This window comes from Curtobacterium sp. JUb34 (genome assembly GCF_003755065.1).
Taxonomy (GTDB): Bacteria; Actinomycetota; Actinomycetes; order Actinomycetales; family Microbacteriaceae; genus Curtobacterium.
On the sequence record NZ_RJVH01000002.1, the window covers coordinates 578,468 to 596,206 of the forward strand.

The 17,739-nt window shown below is 71.2% G+C and carries 19 protein-coding genes; 9 read left to right on the plus strand and 10 right to left on the minus strand.

What is annotated here, in order from left to right; translation table 11 throughout:
- Positions 1-54: 54 nt before the first annotated feature.
- From EDF63_RS09245 to EDF63_RS09265, 5 genes are all read right to left on the minus strand, one after another.
- Positions 55-375 (minus strand): hypothetical protein, encoded by a 321-nt coding sequence (locus tag EDF63_RS09245; RefSeq protein WP_123312741.1) that lies wholly within the window; start codon positions 373-375, stop codon positions 55-57.
- Positions 365-838 carry a flagellar export chaperone FliS gene (fliS, locus tag EDF63_RS09250; RefSeq protein ID WP_123312742.1) on the minus strand — a complete coding sequence of 158 codons (474 nt, stop codon included), beginning with the start codon at positions 836-838 and terminating at the stop codon, positions 365-367. Before fliS ends, EDF63_RS09245 begins: the two co-directional genes overlap by 11 nt.
- 10 nt (positions 839-848) lie before the next feature.
- The gene (gene fliD, locus EDF63_RS09255) at positions 849-2,237 is read right to left on the minus strand and encodes a flagellar filament capping protein FliD (protein WP_260233039.1); all 1,389 of its coding nucleotides are present in this window, start codon (positions 2,235-2,237) and stop codon (positions 849-851) included.
- Positions 2,238-2,341: 104 nt separating this feature from the next.
- On the minus strand, positions 2,342-3,199 hold the full coding sequence (locus tag EDF63_RS09260) for a flagellin (RefSeq protein WP_027465508.1): 858 nt from the start codon (positions 3,197-3,199) through the stop codon (positions 2,342-2,344).
- Positions 3,200-3,316: 117 nt separating this feature from the next.
- Positions 3,317-4,135, minus strand: a complete 819-nt coding sequence (locus EDF63_RS09265) for a sigma-70 family RNA polymerase sigma factor (protein ID WP_123312743.1) — start codon at positions 4,133-4,135, stop codon at positions 3,317-3,319.
- A gap of 452 nt (positions 4,136-4,587) precedes the next feature.
- Between EDF63_RS09265 and EDF63_RS09270 the strand changes: the two genes are divergently transcribed.
- The 5 genes from EDF63_RS09270 to EDF63_RS09290 all read left to right on the plus strand — a co-directional run bounded on the left by EDF63_RS09270 (position 4,588) and on the right by EDF63_RS09290 (position 8,973).
- Positions 4,588-5,073: a flagellar protein FlgN gene (locus EDF63_RS09270; protein ID WP_123312744.1), complete on the plus strand. Its 486-nt coding sequence runs from the start codon at positions 4,588-4,590 to the stop codon at positions 5,071-5,073.
- 4 nt (positions 5,074-5,077) lie between these two features.
- Positions 5,078-6,499 carry a flagellar hook-associated protein FlgK gene (gene flgK, locus EDF63_RS09275; RefSeq protein ID WP_123312745.1) on the plus strand — a complete coding sequence of 474 codons (1,422 nt, stop codon included), beginning with the start codon at positions 5,078-5,080 and terminating at the stop codon, positions 6,497-6,499.
- Positions 6,500-6,501: 2 nt separating this feature from the next.
- The gene (gene flgL / locus EDF63_RS09280) at positions 6,502-7,383 is read left to right on the plus strand and encodes a flagellar hook-associated protein FlgL (protein ID WP_123312746.1); all 882 of its coding nucleotides are present in this window, start codon (positions 6,502-6,504) and stop codon (positions 7,381-7,383) included.
- Entirely contained in the window at positions 7,380-7,748 is a 369-nt protein-coding gene (gene fliW, locus EDF63_RS09285) for a flagellar assembly protein FliW (protein WP_123312747.1), read from the plus strand. Before flgL ends, fliW begins: the two co-directional genes overlap by 4 nt.
- 265 nt (positions 7,749-8,013) lie before the next feature.
- Positions 8,014-8,973, plus strand: coding sequence for a hypothetical protein (locus EDF63_RS09290; RefSeq protein WP_123312748.1), 960 nt, complete (start codon positions 8,014-8,016; stop codon positions 8,971-8,973).
- 35 nt (positions 8,974-9,008) lie between these two features.
- On the opposite strand, the gene EDF63_RS09295 is transcribed toward EDF63_RS09290, so the two are convergent.
- Complete coding sequence (locus tag EDF63_RS09295; protein ID WP_123312749.1) at positions 9,009-9,638, minus strand: hypothetical protein; 630 nt, start codon at positions 9,636-9,638, stop codon at positions 9,009-9,011.
- A 38-nt stretch (positions 9,639-9,676) separates the two neighbouring features.
- Between EDF63_RS09295 and EDF63_RS09300 the strand changes: the two genes are divergently transcribed.
- Positions 9,677-10,624, plus strand: a complete 948-nt coding sequence (locus EDF63_RS09300) for a hypothetical protein (RefSeq protein WP_185021354.1) — start codon at positions 9,677-9,679, stop codon at positions 10,622-10,624.
- Positions 10,625-10,655: 31 nt separating this feature from the next.
- Here the strand turns inward: EDF63_RS09300 and EDF63_RS09305 are convergent, their stop codons facing one another.
- Positions 10,656-11,624 (minus strand): beta-ketoacyl-ACP synthase III, encoded by a 969-nt coding sequence (locus tag EDF63_RS09305; protein ID WP_123313127.1) that lies wholly within the window; start codon positions 11,622-11,624, stop codon positions 10,656-10,658.
- 146 nt (positions 11,625-11,770) lie between these two features.
- Here EDF63_RS09305 and EDF63_RS09310 point away from each other — a divergent pair, with 146 nt between their 5' ends.
- Entirely contained in the window at positions 11,771-12,742 is a 972-nt protein-coding gene (locus tag EDF63_RS09310) for an aldo/keto reductase (protein WP_123312750.1), read from the plus strand.
- 139 nt (positions 12,743-12,881) lie between these two features.
- Here EDF63_RS09310 and EDF63_RS09315 read toward each other — a convergent pair whose 3' ends face one another.
- The 3 genes from EDF63_RS09315 to zapE form a co-directional block, all read right to left on the minus strand.
- A complete protein-coding gene (locus EDF63_RS09315) occupies positions 12,882-13,532 on the minus strand; it encodes a tyrosine-protein phosphatase (protein ID WP_123312751.1) in 651 nt (216 codons plus the stop codon).
- 127 nt (positions 13,533-13,659) lie between these two features.
- The gene (locus EDF63_RS09320) at positions 13,660-14,934 is read right to left on the minus strand and encodes an ammonium transporter (RefSeq protein WP_111086361.1); all 1,275 of its coding nucleotides are present in this window, start codon (positions 14,932-14,934) and stop codon (positions 13,660-13,662) included.
- A 202-nt stretch (positions 14,935-15,136) separates the two neighbouring features.
- Positions 15,137-16,093: a cell division protein ZapE gene (gene zapE / locus EDF63_RS09325; protein ID WP_260233072.1), complete on the minus strand. Its 957-nt coding sequence runs from the start codon at positions 16,091-16,093 to the stop codon at positions 15,137-15,139.
- Positions 16,094-16,278: 185 nt separating this feature from the next.
- On the opposite strand from zapE, the gene EDF63_RS09330 reads away from it, so the two are divergent.
- Both EDF63_RS09330 and EDF63_RS09335 read left to right on the plus strand, forming a co-directional pair.
- Positions 16,279-17,184 (plus strand): sulfurtransferase, encoded by a 906-nt coding sequence (locus EDF63_RS09330; protein WP_123312752.1) that lies wholly within the window; start codon positions 16,279-16,281, stop codon positions 17,182-17,184.
- Positions 17,181-17,630 carry a SufE family protein gene (locus EDF63_RS09335; RefSeq protein ID WP_123312753.1) on the plus strand — a complete coding sequence of 150 codons (450 nt, stop codon included), beginning with the start codon at positions 17,181-17,183 and terminating at the stop codon, positions 17,628-17,630. Before EDF63_RS09330 ends, EDF63_RS09335 begins: the two co-directional genes overlap by 4 nt.
- The last annotated feature ends 109 nt before the right edge of the window (positions 17,631-17,739 follow it).

Sequence of the window (17,739 nt, forward strand, 5' to 3'; positions counted from 1 at the left end):
CTCGATGTCGTACGACGTCGAGCATGTCGTACCGGGTCGAGCGGGGCGGACGGGTCAGGCGGAGGCGTCGAGGTACACCGCGCCGCGCGGCTCGCGCGTCGCGTCGACGGCCCGCAGGGCACCGAGGTGCTCGAGCGTCGCCCTTCGGTCCGACTCCAGCTCCGCGATGCGGTCCCGCTGCGCGGCGAGCAGCCGGGAGGCACGCCCCACCAGGTCGCGCGGCACCGGACCCAGCCCGGCCGGCTCCGACCACCCCACCACGGCCGTGGGGTCGGCCGCATGCCGGGCAGCGTCGTGCTCCAGGGAGTCGAGCAGGGCCTCCCAGGCGGGGCGGTGGTCGACCGGCTCAGGCGACGGTGTCGGCTCAGGCGACACCGAGGGCTCCGCCCGTCGCCTGCTGGCGTGCCGGCGTCGCCGGGAGCGACGCCGCGGCGTCGTGCCACGACTGCCGCAGCGGTTCGAGGATCCGGATGCAGTCCCGCGTGGCCTGCACGTCACGGTGCACGTTCGCGGTGATGAGGGACGTCGACGCGTAGTTGTAGACGGCGAGCAGACCCTCACCACCGTCCCAGACGTCGATCCGGAGCGTCGACGACAGCTCGCCGACGATCGCCTGGGCGTGCAGGAGCTGTTCGCGCGCGGTGTCCCAGTCGGCGCCGGTCTGCGCGGCCTCGGCACGGTGCAGGTCGAGCAGCAGCCGGTCGTAGAGCATCGTGACGAGCTGCGCCGGGGTGGCCGACAGGACGGCTTCGTTCGTGTACTGGGCGCGACGCTGGTCGGTCACGGTGCGGGGCTGCGCAGCCTGCCGGAAGGCGGCGGCCTGGAAGTCGAAGGTCATGGTGATCCCGTCAGCTCGTCGTCGACGCGAGCTGGCTGGCGAGCCAGCTCGACTGGGACTGGAGCTTGCTGAGGCTGGTCTCGAGCGACGAGTACAGCGTCTGGAGCGATGCGCGGCGCATCGTGAGTCGGTCAGTCCAGCTGTCGATCTGGGTGTTGAGGTCCTTGGCGACCGCCTGCTGGCCGGTGATCGCCGTGGTGAGGGACCCGTCGTACTTGTCGGACGCCGCCGTCGCGGCGGCACCGACGTTCGTGGCGACGCCGGACAGCATCGCCTGCGTGCCCTCCGGGTCGGTGGCGAGGGCCTTCTGGAAGACGTCGGCGTCGAAGGTGAAGCTGCCGTCCTTGGTGATCGTGATGCCGATCGACGACGGCGACTTGCCGCCGACGGGCGCCGACATGGTGCTGCCCAGGCGCTGCACGGCGTCGCGTGAGGTCCCGTCGCCCATCAGGACGCCGGCGGTGGTGGTCGTGGCGCCGCTGGTCGCGCTCGTGGTGCTCGTGACCGCCGTGTTCGTCTTGTAGTAGGACGTGATCGCGTTCATCGCGTCGACGAGTCCGGAGGCCACGGCCTGGGCCTTCGTGGTGTCCTGCGCGACGCCGACCGTGACCGGGTCCGTCGACGCCTTCGACACGGTGACGCTGAGCCCAGGCACCAGGTCGGTGAAGGTGTTCGTCGCGCTCGTGATCGTCTGCTCGGCGGCGGTGCCGGCCCACAGCGTGACGCTGGCGTCCTTCGCCTGGGCGACGACCGCGGCGCCGACCTCGGTCAGCACGTTCGTCGCGGTGCCGGCGGCGAGCTGGTCGGCGGTCCCCCGGTACACCTCGAAGCCGCCAGCGGCGCCGGTCTTGGCGGACGTGAGCTGCAGCCGGTAGAGCTTGGTGCCGTCGGCAGCGGCGCCCGCGGCGACCTTCGTGGCGGTGACGCCCGCCCCGGACTTGTTGATCGCCGAGACGGTGTCGTCGAGGGAGCCCGACGACGGCGTGACGGTGGTCTTCGTGCCGTCCGCGCCCACCAGGGTGATCGGCTCGGCGGCGGCCGACCACGTCGACATCGCGGCGGTGACCCCGACCTGCGCGGAAGCGGTCGCACCGACGGTGAACGTCAGCGACCCGGCGCTCGCGTTCGTGCCGGTCACGGCGGTGACGCCCGACGACGAACTCGTGGCGGTGAACAGGTCGAGCGAGGTCGCCTTCGCGGCGTCCTTCGCCTTCGTCGCGAGGGCCTGCACCAACCCGTTGATCGTCTGCAGTGACGAGATGAACGAGTTGGTGCTCGTGAGCTTGTTCTTGAGCAGGGTCTGCGGCACGCCCTCGACGCTCATCAACGAGTTGATGAGGTCGGTCGTCTTGAGCCCGCTGACGAGCCCGTCGATCGCGAGGCTGGTGCTCGAGGACACGGACGATGACATCGTCGACACTCCCTGGCGTCGTGGGGATGGTCAGGAGGGCGACGCCGCCTCCCGGGAAGCCTGAACGATCCCGGAAGGCGGCGTCGTGGGTGCTAGCGCAGGAGCGAGAGCACGCCCTGCGTGCTCTGGTTCGCCTGCGCGAGCATCGACGTGCCGGCCTGGCTCAGGATGTTGTCGCGCGTGTACTTGACCATCTCCTGCGCCATGTCGACGTCGGTGATGCGCGAACCGGCAGCGGTGAGGTTCTCCTTGGCCACGTTCGTCACGTTGATGGCGTGGTCGAAGCGGTTCTGGACTGCACCGAGGTTGGAACGAGCCTCCGAGACCGACTTGATCTGCGCGTCGAGCTCGGTCACCGCGAGGCGAGCGTTGTCGCCCGTGGTGAAGTCGAGCGCCTTGACCGCCGTGGCGACCTTCGAGACATCCGCACCCGTGAGGTCGACGTCGATCTTGCTGGCGTCGGAGCCGTCCGCGCCGACCTGGAAGGTCAGCTTGCCGGTACCCGGACCGGCAGCCGTGGTGGAGGCCTTGCCGTCGAGCAGCTTGATCCCGTTGAAGTTGGTCGAGTCCGAGATGCGCTGCAGCTCCTCCTGGAGCTGACCGACCTCGGTCGTGATCGCCTTCCGCGAGTCCTCGTTGTTCGAGTCGTTGCCGGCCTGGACGGCCAGGTCGCGCATGCGCTGGAGGATCGAGTGGGTCTCGGTGAGGCCACCTTCAGCGGTCTGCACGACGGAGATGCCGTCCTGCGCGTTGCGGGCGGCGACCGTGAGGCCACCGACCTGGGACTTCAGCCCCTCGGAGATCGACAGACCGGCAGCGTCGTCGGCAGCACGGTTGATGCGGAGGCCGGTCGAGAGCTTCTCGAGGGACTTCGACAGGTCGTTCTGCGTCGCGTTGAGGTTCCGGTACGTGTTGAGTGCCGAGAGGTTGGTGTTGATGGACATACCCATGGTGGTTTCCTCCGTGAATTCTGGGTCGTACTACAGCCCATCCGTGGGCTGACGTGGATCACTCTCGACCGGTTGCCGGGAGTCGTTAGGGAATCGACGGAAATGACCGTCGACGGTTCAGCTCGCCGCCACGACGACCGGCGCGGTCGCGTCGTGGACGGCACGCGCGACGCCGGCGGTGGCGTTCGACGCGACACGTGCGAGGTAGGCGCTCCGGCGGGCCGCCGTGGTGCGCGAGGCGGGCTCGGCGACCGCGCCGCCGTCCCCGTAGTGCGCGGCCAGGCCGTCGCGGAGCAGGCGCATCGCCTCCGAGCGCTGCTGCGACACGGCGGAGTGCGTGATGCCGAGCTCCGCGGCGACGTCGGTCACGGAGCGGTCCCCGAAGTAGACGGCCTCGACGACGAAGCGCATCCGCTCGGGCAGTGCCTCGACCGCTGCACGCAGGTAGCGGCGCTTCTCGGTCTCGAGCAGGTCGTCACCCGGCAACGGCAGGTCGGCGGCGACGAGGTCGTGCACGGTCTCGTCGAGGGGCGCGACGATGCGGGCCGCGTCGCTCATGGCGTCCGAGGCGGTCTGCCGGTCCACGCCCATCGCGTCCGCGATCTCCTGCACGCCGACGCTCCGGCCGAGTCGGGCGGACAGGGCCTCCTGCGTGGCGAGGGTCTCGCGGATGCGCTTCCGGGTGCCGCGCGACGCCCAGTCGGCGGAGCGCATGTCGTCGGCGAGGGCACCGGCGATCCGGGTCCGGGCGTAGGCGCCGAAGGGGACGCCGAGGGTGGCGTCGAACGCGTCGGCAGCGGCGACGAGTGCGAGCGAGCCGACGGCGGCGAGGTCGTCGCGGTCCAGGTGCGTGGCACGGGAGCGGACGTCGGCGACGATGTAGCCCACGAGCGGGAGGTGCTCCACGATCATCGCGTTGCGTGCGGTGCGGTCCATGCTGATCCCCTGATCGACCTGAGGTGACTGTCCTGACTCACCCGTCCGTGGGCACGGCGAACGCCGGCCTCGGATGGCCGGTGCGTACGCCGAAGACCCGCCCGGTTCCCTCCGAGCGGCGCACCCCGCGCCTCGTTCGCGCGGTTCGAGGTCGCCCTCGTGGTGCGTTCCGAATGTATCGGCTGGCAATGCGCTGTACGGGGGTTCATCCGTCCCCAGTGCGGGGGCATTCGCGGTGTTTCCCGGTCCACATTTGGGGGGACCCACCCGGTAGAACGCCCGTTCCTGTCCCCCGGACGGGGTGGATCCAGGAGGCCCGGGGGACGTCCGCCTCGCAGGTCACGTCCCCGGCCGCTTACGACCACCGCCACAGCGTCGATAGGTCTCGGTGTCCGCCGGAAGGTGGACCGGAAGACCCGAACACCCGACGACGACCCACACGGGAGGAGCTGATGAGCGTGAACGACCTGTCCGCCGTGCTCTGGCGCGAACGCGAACTGCTCGAGCTGCTCACCTTCAAGCTCGAGGAGGAGCAGCTGCTGCTCACCGCGGGCCGCTCCCGATGGGTGTCGCACGCCAGCCGCGAGGTCGAGCAGGTCCTCGAACGACTCCGCAGCACCGGACTCGAACGCGCCGCGTCGAGTGCCGAGGTCGCCGAGGAGTGGGGCGTCCCCGCCGACGCACCCCTGCGCGAGGTCGTCGCCGCCGCACCGAACGGACCGTGGGGTGAGATCCTCGCCGCGCACCTGACCGCGATGGTCGAACTGACAACCCAGATCGGCGCCCTGCGCGACGAGAACGACCGCTTCCTGCGCACCGCCGCCCAGGCCACCGAGGAGACCCTCGCCGGCACCGTGACGAACGCCGCGACCTACGACGCCTCGGGCACTTCCGGCGCCGGCTCCGACGGCGCCCGCCTGTTCGAGGGGACCCTGTAACCCCGTGGTCAGCACCTTCGGCTCCCTCGCCACCGCGTACTCCGGACTCGCCGCGGCCCGCGCCGGCATCGACGTCACCGGCCAGAACATCGCGAACGCCGGCACCGCCGGGTACACGCGGCAGCGCGTCACGCAGAACTCGGTCCCGGCGACCCAGACCGGCTTCATGCGGGGCACCGCCGCCCTCGCCGGACAGGGCGTCTCGGTCGACGGCATCGCCCGGCTGGCCTCGCTGACGCTCGACGTCGGCGTCCGGGTCGCCGCAGGTTCCTCCGCCTACGCCGACGCCCGCGCGACGGCGCTGTCCGCCCTCGAGACCGGCCTGCACGAGCCCGGCAAGGACGGCCTGAGCGCCAAGCTCGACGCCTTCTGGTCGTCGTGGAGCGAACTCGCCAGCCACCCGGACGACCCGGGTGCCGCCAGTGCCGTCCTCGGAGCCGCCGGCACCGTCGCCGCGGCCCTGGACTCCGGCTCGAAGGCGGTCGACGCGCAGTGGTCCTCGGTCCGGGGCACCGTGGCCGGCCAGGTGACGCAGCTGAACGACGCCGCGAAGCAGGTGGCCGACCTCAACGGGCGGATCCGCACCGCGCTGGCCTCCGGCGGCACCGCCAACGAACTCCTCGACCAGCGCGACCAGCTCACCGAGCAGATCGCGACGCTCGCCGGCGGGACGACCCGCACCAACGCGGACGGCACGGTCGACGTGCTGCTCGGCGGGAACCCGCTCGTGCAGGGCACCGACGCCCGCGCCGTCGCCCTCGGCGGGGGCGAACGGCTCGCCGACGGCGCGGCGGTCACCCTCACCTGGACCTCCGGCAGCGCCGGCGCGGTGTCCCTCAGCGGTGGGTCGATCGGCGGCGCCCTCGCCGTCCTCGCCCCGGCGAACGGGAACGGCACGGGCGGTGCGCTCGCCCAGGCGGCCGCGTCGTACGACGCCGTCGCGACCCAGCTCGCGACCACGGTCAACGCCGTGCACGCCACCGGCACCACCCCGGCCGGCACCACCGGTACCGCCTTCTTCGCCCTCGCGGCGGGCGTCCCCGCGGCACAGGGCCTGTCGGTCATCCCGACGGACGGCAGCGGTCTCGCGACGCGGAACGCGGCGGGGCAGCTCGACGACTCGTTCGCCGACGCGCTCTCGCGACTCGGCACGGGCCCTGGTGCTGCCGACACGACCTGGGCGACGTTCGTGGCGGGGGTGGGCACCGCCTCCCGGTCGGCCGCGACGGAGTCGACGCTCACCGGACTCGCCCTGACCAACGCGCGCACCCAGCAGCAGTCGAGCGCGGGCGTCGACCTCGACGAGGAGAACGTGAACCTGCTGAGCTACCAGCACGCGTACCAGGGCGCGGCACGCGTCCTGACCGCCGTCGACGAGATGCTCGACACCATCATCAACCGAGTCGGACTCGTCGGGAGGGGCTGATCGTGATCACCCGGGTGACCACCCAGATGTCGATGGCCGCGGCCTCGGCCCGCCTGCAGACCGGTGCGGCGCGCGTGGCGCAGCTCACCGAGCAGGCCACCACGCTGCAGGCGATCCAGAAGCCGTCCGACGACCCGGTCGGCACCGCGTCGTCGATGCAGGTGCGCAAGGAGCAGGCCGCCGCGGCGCAGTACACGCGCAACGCGAACGACGCCGTGGCCTGGCTGGCGACCACCGACAGCGCCCTGTCGAGCGTCTACTCCGTGCTCAACAGCGTGCGCGACCTGACCGTGCAGGCGGCGAACTCCGGCACCATGAGCGACACCGACCGCGACGCCTTCATCACCCAGTTCCGGTCGCTGAAGTCCGACCTCGAGGCACGGGCCAACACGACCTACGGCACCCGCTCGGTCTTCGCCGGCGCCTCGACCGCTGCGGCCGCGTACGACCCGGCGACCGGGTGGGCAGCGTCCGGCACGGACGTCACCCGCCGGATCGGCGACGGTACGACCGTGCGCGTCGACACCGCAGGGACCGACGTGTTCGGCACCGGGGCGTCGTCGGTGTTCGGCGTGCTCGACTCCATCGTCAGCGACCTGCAGAACGGGGTGAACGTGAACGCGCGGATCAACGACGTGGACGGTGCCCTCGGGGCCGTCCGCGGCGCCCAGGCCGACGTCGGTGTCCGGCACGCCACCGCCCTCGCCGCCCAGGACTCGCTGAAGACCGCGTCCGTCGCGCTCGAGAACCGCCGCGCCGGCATCGAGGACGTCGACCTCGCCAAGGCCGTCCTCGACCTGCAGGTGCAGCAGACCAACTACCAGGCAGCCCTCGCCGTCACCGCGAAGGTCCTGCAGCCGACCCTGATGGACTACCTCCGATGAGCATCTCCCTGACCTTCGCCGTCCCGCCGTTCGGCCTGTCCCCCGCGCCCGTGTTCACGCTGGCCCCGGTGGACGGCGCCGAGGGCCTGTTCACCCTCGTCGGGGGTTCCTCGCGCCTGTTCGTGCTCGACGCCGCGGTGCACCTGCCGTCGTACTCCCCCGAGCTCACCGACGAGCAGGCCGCCGGGCTCGAGCTCACCGATGCCGCCGACGCCATGCTGCTCGTGGTGGCGAACCCCGGGGCGTCCGGCACGACCGTCAACCTGCTCGCGCCCATCGTCGTGAACGCCCGGACCGCGGTGGGCGCGCAGCTCATCCTGGAGGACCAGGACCTGCCGCTGCGGGCGGAGCTCGCGCGGGCGTAGGGGCTGCGGGGGGTCAGGGCGGGGCGGGCGGGGCGCCGGTCGACGCGGAACGACATCCTCGACGTCGCACGACATCGAGTTCGTCGCACCAACGCGCGCGCAACAGTTGCACGCGCGGCCCGGCGACAACATCGACGTCGTACGACATCAACGGTGTCGCACCGTGCGTCCGCCTCACCCCTCCACAGACTGGAGGCCCGGCTCGTTTCCCACAGATCGTCGCTCCGAATCGACGTGGTCGGCTCGCACCGCCGATCGTTGGGACATGCACGACCGAGTCCTCGCAATCCCCCTCGTCCGCACCGGTGACCATCCGAGCGCTGAACGGCGCGCCCTGCAGCGTCGCGTGCACCGCGGTTCGCTCGCTCCGGTGCGGCCCGGCGTCCTCGTCGATCCGTCGCACCTCCAGGGTCTGCGGAGCGAGGACCGTCTGCTCCTGCTCGTCCGAGCGACGACTCCTTCCGTCGAGCTGCCCCGAGCGTTCTCGCACTCGTCCGCAGCAGCCGTGCACGGACTGCCCTTCGTCGCGCCGGCCCCCACAAGGGTCGACGTCCTCGACCCCCGTCTGACCCGGCCGGAGACCACGGCGCTCGGCCGGGTCAGGCCAGGGCCCGAGATCGACGACACGCACGGCCGGTGGGCAGGGACGCCTCCGACCCTGCCGACCGAGATCGACGGGGCGCCGGTGACGTCGTTGGTGCGGACGCTCGTCGATCTCTCGGCCACCGCACCGTTGGACGACGTCGTCCCGATGATCGATCAGGCGCTCCACGATCGGCGGGTGCTCCCGGAGATGCTCCTCGACGAACTCGCTGCTCACGAGCGCAAGGGGTACGACAAGGCAGGGACGGCGATCGGGATGGGATCGGCACTCTCGGGGTCGCCGGCAGAGTCTGTGTGCCGGGTGCGCTTCCGGCAGGTCGGGACGCCGGAACCGGTGCAGCAGCACGAGTTCCGACGCGCCGGTGGCGGGACGGCCGTCGTCGACTTCTGGTTCCCGGATCAGGGCGTCGTGGTCGAGGTCGACGGCCGCGCGAAGTACGAGGACCCGACGATGCTCGACGGGCGCACCACTGCCGACGCGCACTGGCAGGAGAAACGGCGCGAGGACTTCGTCCGGTCGTTCCCCGAGGTGCGGTTCGTGGTCCGGCTGTCGTGGGCCGACCTGATGCAGCCCGACCGCGTGCGCGCCGCGCTCCGCCGGGCAGGGGTCCCGTGCCGGTGACGAGGCGACGACCGACACCCGGTCCTCCGCCGGCGTCAGCGGCTCGGCGCCTCCGGGTGGTGTGCACGCTGCCGTTCGACGACGAGCGGCGCACTCGGCACGCCGCCGCCGACGACCACCTCGCCGACGCCGACCCGCGCTCCGTGCACCCGTCCGATCCCCTTGACCACCCCGGCACGCCGGTCCGGGTCGGCCTCGCGGTGGTCGCCGCCGGCTGCGAGCACGGCGTCCCGAACGGCGACCGCGCCCAGCACCTGCGCCCCGGCACCGAGGACGGCGGGCCCTTCGACGAGGCACCCGCCGGACAGTCGAGCGCTGTCGCCGACGCGCACGTCCGACCCCGTCGCCGTGATCGTGACGGGACCGGGCCCCAGTTCGGCACCGGACCCGATGGTCACCCGGGCCGTGGTCGCGACGACCGTGACGCACCCCGGACCGAGCCGCACGCCGGACCCCACGGTGATCGAGCCGCCGGCGCGGGTCTCGAGCACGGTTCCCGGGTAGAGCACCGTCCCGGCTGCCAGGGCCACGTCCGTACCGATGAGCACCGAGCCGGGATCGAGCACACGGACCTCGGGCAGCAGACCGAGCACCTCGGCGACCGTCAAGAACCCGGCGTCCCGCCGAGCGTCGTCCGCCGGATCCGGCGCGCCGTCGATGTCCATCCAGCGAGCCTCCCACATGCCCGGCGTACGGTGAGCGCATGGCCCGCTCCCCGAAGGACCAGGCGATCGTGCCGCTGCCGAACGCCCAGGTCTCCCCCATGCCCGACGACTCCCGGACCCCACAGGTGCAACAACCCGCCGGGTGGGTCAAGTTGCTTGACCGTGCCATCAGCGTCCAGCGCCCGGTGGTCGTGGCGCACGTCAACGCGATCCGCCGACGCAAGCCGGACGCCACCCCCGCCGAGGTCATCCAGATCCTCGAGCGGCAGTACCTCACCGCGGTCACCACCGGTGGCGCAGCGGTCGGTGCGAGTGCGGTGATCCCCGGCGTCGGGATGGTGGCCGCCCTCGGCCTGAGCGGCGCAGAGACGATCGGGTTCCTCGAGACGACGGCACTGTTCGCCCAGTCGGTCACCGAGGTCCACGGCATCGCGCTGGACGACCCTGAGCGGGCACGGACCCTCGTGATGGCGATGATCCTCGGCGCGCCGGGCACGCAGCTGATCAAGCAGCTCGGCGGGCAGATCGCCGGCGGCCAGGCTCGCACCGCGTTCTGGGGCGAGATGGTGACCTCGTCGTTGCCGAAGCAGGTCGTGAACGGCCTCGGCGGACAGGTCCGCGACCAGTTCATCAAGCGGTTCGCGGTCCGTCAGGGGACGTCGGTGCTCGGCCGTGCCCTCCCGTTCGGGATCGGCGCTGCGGTGGGTGGGCTCGGCAACCACGCGCTCGGGCGGAAGGTCATCCAGGCCTCGCGGACCGGCTTCGGGCCGCCGGCGACGCACTTCCCGATCGTGCTCGAGCCGAAATCGGGCAAGCAGCCGAAGTCGGGCAAGCAGCCGAAGTCGGACAAGGAGTCCAGGGCCGACAAGCAGCCCAAGGCCGACAAGCACCTGAAGACGGAGAACCAGCCCAAGCCGAAGGGCCTGGGCTGGCGCCGAGGATCCGCGAAGGACGAGGACCTCTGGTCGGAGACCCCCGAACGCTGAACCGCTCGGCTCGGGAACCGGCACGGCCCGGTCAGAACGACCGAACCGGCGTCCGGACCACCTGCCCGGCGTGCGCGAACCCGCCGCCGAACCCGAACAGCAGTGCGGGGACGCCCTCGGGCAGGTCGCCGCGCGCCCAGGCCTTCGACAACCCGAGCGGCACACTGGCGGCTGAGGTGTTCCCGGACTCGACGACGTCGCGGATGACGAACTTCGACTCCCCGCCGAGCGCGGTGACGAGCGGCTCGATGATCCGCAGGTTCGCCTGGTGGAACGCGAAGACCTCGATGTCGTCCATCGTGAGTCCGGCGGCCTCGACGACCTTGCGGGCGTGTCCCTCGGCCTCGGTGATCGCCCAGCGGTAGATGGAGCGGCCCTCCTGGTTGAAGCGGCCGGGCGACCCCTCGACCCGCACCGCGTCGAGCAGGTGCGGCACGCTGCCCCACGACACGGGTCCGATCTCGGGGGTGTCGGTGGCGCCGAGCACGGCGGCCCCGGCTCCGTCGCCGACGAGCACGCACGTCGAGCGGTCGGTCCAGTCGGCGATGGCGGACAGGGTCTCGGACCCGACGACGAGCGCGACGTCGGCGGAACCGACGCGGATCGACTGGTCGGCGAGGGCGAGTGCGTACTCGAACCCGCTGCAGGCGGTGTTGATGTCGATGGGCGCGGGACCGTTCGTCATCCCGAGCGCCGCGGCGACCCGGCCGGCGGTGTACGGCGCACGGTCCTGGTGCGTGGTGGACGCGACGATGACGAGTCCGACGGCCGAGGGCGAGACCCCGGCGTCGGCGAGGGCGTTGCGGCCCGCTTCGATCGCCATCGACGTGACGCTGTCGTCCGGTCCGGCGATGTGCCGGGTCTGGATGCCGGTCCGGGTGCGGATCCACTCGTCGTTGGTGTCGACCATGGTCGAGAGCTCGTCGTTGGTCAGGATGCGTTCGGGCTGGTGGTGACCGAACCCGAGGATCCGGCTGCCACGGAGTGCTGGGGTGTTCACCGACGTCACGGTACTCCTCCCCGGAGCACCGACATGCCCCCGACGGCATGCAGGACCACACGACGCACGACCACGACGCCGCACCGTGCAGAACCGGTACTCCCAGGGCCTGGCACGGTGCCCCTCGGAGCGCGTAGACCGGAGTCATGGACTACACACACCTCGGACGGACAGGGCTGTCGGTTTCACGAGCAGTGCTCGGCACGATGAACTTCGGCCCGGAGACCACAGAGGACGACTCGCACGCCATCATGGACCGGGCCCACGAGCTCGGCGTCAACTTCTTCGACACCGCCAACGGCTACGGCGGCTCGGTGGGCAAGGGCGCCACCGAGGAGATCATCGGCCGCTGGTTCGCGAAGGGCGGCGGCCGCCGCGAGAAGACGGTCCTGGCGACCAAGGTCTACGGCGAGATGATCGACTGGCCGAACGGCGGCAAGCTCAGCGCGTTCAACATCCGCCAGTCGCTCGACGCCAGCCTGCAGCGGCTGCAGACGGACCACATCGACCTGTACCAGTTCCACCACGTCGACCGCGCGACGCCGTGGGACGAGATCTGGCAGGCGATCGACGTCGCCGTGCAGCAGGGCAAGGTCCTGTACGTCGGGTCGTCGAACTTCGCGGGCTGGCACATCGCCCAGGCGCAGGAGGCCGCGAAGCGCCGCCACACCTTCGGCCTGGTGAGCGAGCAGTCGATCTACAACCTCGTCGTCCGTGACATCGAGCGCGAGGTCCTGCCCGCCGCCCGCGAGTACGGCCTCGGCGTCATCCCGTGGTCGCCCCTGCAGGGCGGCCTGCTCGGTGGTGTCATCGAGAAGACCGAGAACGGTTCCCGCCGCCTGTCGGGTCGCAGCGCCGAGTACGTCGAGGGGCACCGTGACCAGCTCACGGCCTACGAGTCGTTCGCGAAGGAGCTCGGCCACACCCCGGGTGAGCTCGCCCTCGCGTGGCTCCTCCACCAGCCTGGCGTGACCGCGCCGATCACCGGCCCCCGCACGATGGAGCAGTGGGAGTCCGCGGTCCGCGCCGTCGACATCCGCCTGGACCAGCGTGCGCTGGACCGGCTCGACGAGATCTTCCCGGGGCACGAGACCTCGCCGGAGGACTACGCCTGGTGAGCTGACGGAACGGGCCGGGACCACGGCCCGCGATCAGGACCAAGGACGGGAGGCACGGTGCGCGTCGGACGCGCACCGTGCCTCCCGTCCGCCGTTGCGGCCACTGCACGTGGCGAGCCGCAGGGGCCACGCACGCGCGTCAGAGGGACGCGATCTCCGCGTCCGTCAGTCCGGTCCAGCGCAGGTACGCGCCGACGCTCCCCCAGCGCGACTCGACGTGCCGGACGACGGTGGTCATCGTCTCCGGCACGCACCGCTGGGCGACCGCGGTGGCCTCGGGGTCGGTGCTGACCGCACGTTCCGCGGCGAACCGATCGGCGAGCCCGACAGCACTGGCGGCGTAGTCGACGCCGACGGTCTCGAGCGACGCGCCCCAGAGTCGGGCGAGCAACCCGCTGACGACGCCGGTGCGGTCCTTGCCGGCCGAGCAGCAGACGAGTACGTCGCCGTCGGCCCGGGCGATGGCGCGGAACGCCGCGGCGATCCCGGTGCGGTGCCGTTCGAGCCAGTCGACGTACTGCTCCTCGAGCTGCACGGCCCGGGCGCCGGACTCGACGGTCGACGGGTCGAACAGCGGGACGAGCCGGTAGCCGTCGGTGGTGGCGAGCGGGTGCGGGACGCGGGCGACCTCGTCGTCGCGGCGGAGGTCGACCACGGCGCTGAGGCCCGTCGGGTACGCGTCGGCACCGACGCGCTCGGTGTTCGCGCGGTACACGGTGTGGGCTCGGGCGTCCTGCAGGCCCGGTCCCCCGACCTCGCGCAGGTTGGTGAGGGTCGACGTCGTCGTCATGCGCCCAGCCTGTCAGACGACGGACGCCGGATGCCGGACGACGGACGACGGACCGCACGACGAAGGGCCCCGCGCTTGCTGTGTGCGCGGGGCCCGTCGTCGTGCGGGTGGTGCTGGTGTCTGCTGGCTAGCGGACCGAGACCGGCGAGTCGTCGGTCTGCTCGTAGAGGACGTAGCCCTCTTCGCCGTGGACCGCGGTGTCGATACCGGCGACCTCGTCCTCGGTCTTGACGCGGAAGCCGATCGTCTTCTCGATGAGGAAGCCGATGACGAACGCCAGGACGAAGGAGTAGATGCCGACGGCCAGGGCCGCGGTGGCCTGCTTGCCGAGCTGCTCGAACGAACCGGAGTAGATCAGGCCGGTGTCGTTGGCGAAGAAGCCCAGGTACAGCGTGCCGACGATGCCGCCGACCAGGTGGACACCGACGACGTCGAGCGAGTCGTCGAAGCCGAGACGGTACTTCCAGTCGATCGCGAAGCAACAGATGATGCCGGCGACGAAGCCGAGGAGGATGCCCCAGCCCGGGGTCAGGTTGGCACATGCCGGGGTGATCGCGACGAGACCGGTGACGGCACCCGAGGCGGCGCCGACCGAGGTGGCCTTGCCGTCCTTGAGCTTCTCGACGAGCAGCCAGCCGAGGATGGCGGCGGCCGGAGCGGCGAGGGTGTTGACCCAGGCGATCGCAGCGATGCCGTCAGCAGCGCCCTCGGAGCCGGCGTTGAAGCCGAACCAGCCGAACCACAGGATGGCGGCACCGAGCAGGACGAAGGGCGGGTTGTGCGGCTTGTGCGCACCCTTGGCGAAGCCGACGCGCTTGCCGAGGACGAGCGCCAGGGCGAGACCCGCTGCACCGGCGTTGATGTGCACCGCGGTGCCACCGGCGAAGTCGATGACGCCCCACGTGGCGGCCCAGCCCGAGGTCAGGTTGAAGACCCACGAGGCGACCGGGAAGTAGACGACGGTGACCCAGATGCCGGCGAAGACCATCCACGCGCCGAACTTGGCGCGGTCGGCGATCGCACCGGAGATGAGGGCGACCGTGATGATCGCGAACGTGGCCTGGAAGCCGACGAACGCCATCGACGGGTACGCCGCCTGGATGTTCGAGGACTGCGCCTCCTCGAAGGCCTGGCCGAGACCGATCTGGTTCCAGTCGATGCTGAAGAACCCGACCACACCGGAGACCGCCGTGCCGTCACCGTGGTTGGCGAAGGCGATCGCGTAGCCGTAGAGCACCCACAGGACGCTCACGAGTGCGATCGCACCGAACGACATCATCATCATGCTGATGACGGACTTGGCCTTCACCAAGCCGCCGTAGAAGAAGGCCAGGCCGGGTGTCATGAACAACACCAGCGCCGCCATGACCAACACGAACGTCGTGTTGCCCTGATCAAGCATCTGTTCACCTCTCGATTGCACGAACGGCTCTTGGACCGCCTCGGGTGTCACCGAGTCTGGCGATGCGAGGTTTCGCGAGGGAGCATGATGTGTTTCGCGGATGTAACGCGACGGCGCGGTTTGTAAACGTCGTGTTTCGCACGGCCCGAAGCCCCCTGGAAAGGGGGTGCACCGACCGGTCAGCGGACGGCGAGGGCGAGCGTCAGTCGTGGGCGCGCGTCAGCGCCACGACACGGCTGGCAGCACGCAGGTACTTCTTCCGGTACCCGCCGTCGAGCATCGCGTCGGGGTACACCTGGTCGAGCGGGGTACCAGAGGCGACGATCCGGACCTGGGCGTCGTACAGCCGGTCGACCAGGGCGACCCAGCGCAGCGCGTCGGTCTGGTCTGAGAACGCGCGGACGTCGGTGAGCCCGACGGCGTCGAGACCCTCGACCAGCGCGACGTACTTCGAGGGGTGGACCGACCCGAGGTGCGCGACCACGGCCGAGAAGTCGTCGAGGGTGGCATCCCCGGACGGCAGGGCCGCGGCCACGTCGGACACCACACCCGCCGACTCGTCCACCGCGCGGCGGCGGTAGTCGAGCCCGTCGATCCGCATGGTGTCGAACCGGTCGGACATCGCCTGGATCTCGCGCAGGAAGTCCTGCGCCGCGAACCGCCCCTCGCCGAGCGCGCCCGGAGGCGTGTTCGAGGTGGCGGCGAACCGGGTGCCGGTCTCGGTGAGCTCCTTGATCAGGCGCGTCATGACCATCGTGTCGCCCGGGTCGTCGAGCTCGAACTCGTCGATGCAGACCAACGCGGTCCCCCGCAGCAGGTCCACCGTGCCCCGGAACCCGAGCGCGCCGACCAGGGCGGTGTACTCGATGAACGTGCCGAACGTCTTCCGCCCCGAGGCCGCGTGGTACGCCGCGGCGAGCAGGTGGGTCTTGCCGACACCGAACCCGCCGTCCAGGTAGACGCCGGACTTCGCGGCGGGCTCGACCGACTGCTTCCGGCGGCCGAACAGCCCGCGACGGGGTGCCTCGGTCGGACCCGCCGCGACGAACGCGGCGACGGCGTCGCGCACGTCGGCCTGCGAGGCGTAGTCCGGGTCCGGCCGGTACGAGTCGAACGAGGCGGCCGCGAACTGGGGCGGTGGCACGAGGGCCGCGGCCATCTGCTGCGGGGTCACCTGGGGGTCACGGTCGACGAGGTGCGCTGGCAATCGAGTGGGCCTTCCGGGAAGCAAGTCGTGCGGTGTCACGTTGCGGCTGGGGCACGGTACGTCCGCGTACCGTTGCCCACAGGCACCGACGACCGATCCTAGTCCGGTGCCGGATGACCACCTGGAGGTAGCCCACCATGACCGCACCGGTCGACCCGTCCGAGAAGTTCACCGCCTACGCCCACCCGGAGCGTCTCGTCTCCACCGAGTGGCTGCAGGAGCAACTGGACGCCCGCACCCCCGACCTGGTCGTCGTCGAGTCCGACGAGGACGTCCTGCTCTACGAGACGGGCCACATCCCCGGTGCCGTCAAGATCGACTGGCACACCGACCTCAACGACCCGGTCCAGCGCGACTACATCGACGGCGAGGCGTTCGCCGAACTGCTCGGCAGCAAGGGCATCGGCCGCGAGACCACCGTCGTGGTCTACGGCGACAAGAACAACTGGTGGGCCGCCTACGCCCTCTGGGTGTTCTCGCTGTTCGGCCACGAGGACGTCCGCCTGCTCGACGGCGGCCGTGCGAAGTGGATCGCCGAGGACCGCGCCCTCACCACCGACGAGACCGTCGTGACGCCGGCCGAGTACCCGGTCGTCGACCGGATCGACACCGAGATCCGTGCCTACAAGGACGACGTGCTCGCCCACCTCGGCAAGCCCCTCATCGACGTGCGCAGCCCAGGCGAGTACGACGGTTCCCGCACCACCGCCCCCGACTACCCGGAAGAAGGAGCGCTGCGCGGCGGCCACGTCCCCACCGCGGTGAACATCCCGTGGGCCACGGCCGCCGCACCGGACGGCACCTTCAAGCCGCGCGCGGAACTCGACGCGATCTACCGCGAGGGCGCCGGCATCGGCGACGCGGACGAGGTCATCGCCTACTGCCGCATCGGTGAGCGGTCGAGCCACACCTGGTTCGTCCTGCAGCACCTGCTCGGCTACGACAGCGTCCGCAACTACGACGGTTCGTGGACCGAGTGGGGCAGCGCCGTCCGCGTCCCGATCGTGCAGGGCGCGGAGCCGGGTACAGTTCCGAACCGATGAACGACGCCACACTCCCCGCCACCCTCGCCGAGATCCGCGACGACTTCCTCGCCCTGGGCCAGAAGGACCGCCTGCAGCTCCTCCTCGAGTTCTCGAACGAGCTGCCCGCGCTGCCCGAACGGCTGCAGGGGCACGAGGACGAACTCGAACGGGTCGAGGAGTGCCAGTCCCCCGTGTTCATCACGGTGACCGTGGGCGAGGACGGCGACGCACCCGACGTCGTCCGCATGCACGCGACCGCTCCGCGCGAGGCGCCGACCACGCGCGGCTTCGCATCGATACTCGCGCAGGGCCTGAGCGGCCTGACGGCAGCGCAGGTGCTCGCCGTGCCCGCGGACTACCCGTTGACGATCGGGCTGTCCGAGGCGGTCAGCCCGCTGCGGATCCGCGGCATGGTGGGCATGCTCGGTCGCGTGCAGCGGCAGGTGCAGGCTGCGGTGTCGTAGACGCAACCGGAAGGCGGACGGGAGGCCCGTGGCGGATCCGCCACGGGCCTCCCGTCCATCTCGCCTCGGCACGCATGCCGTCCTCTGGAATACCAGTCCGGACCCGTGC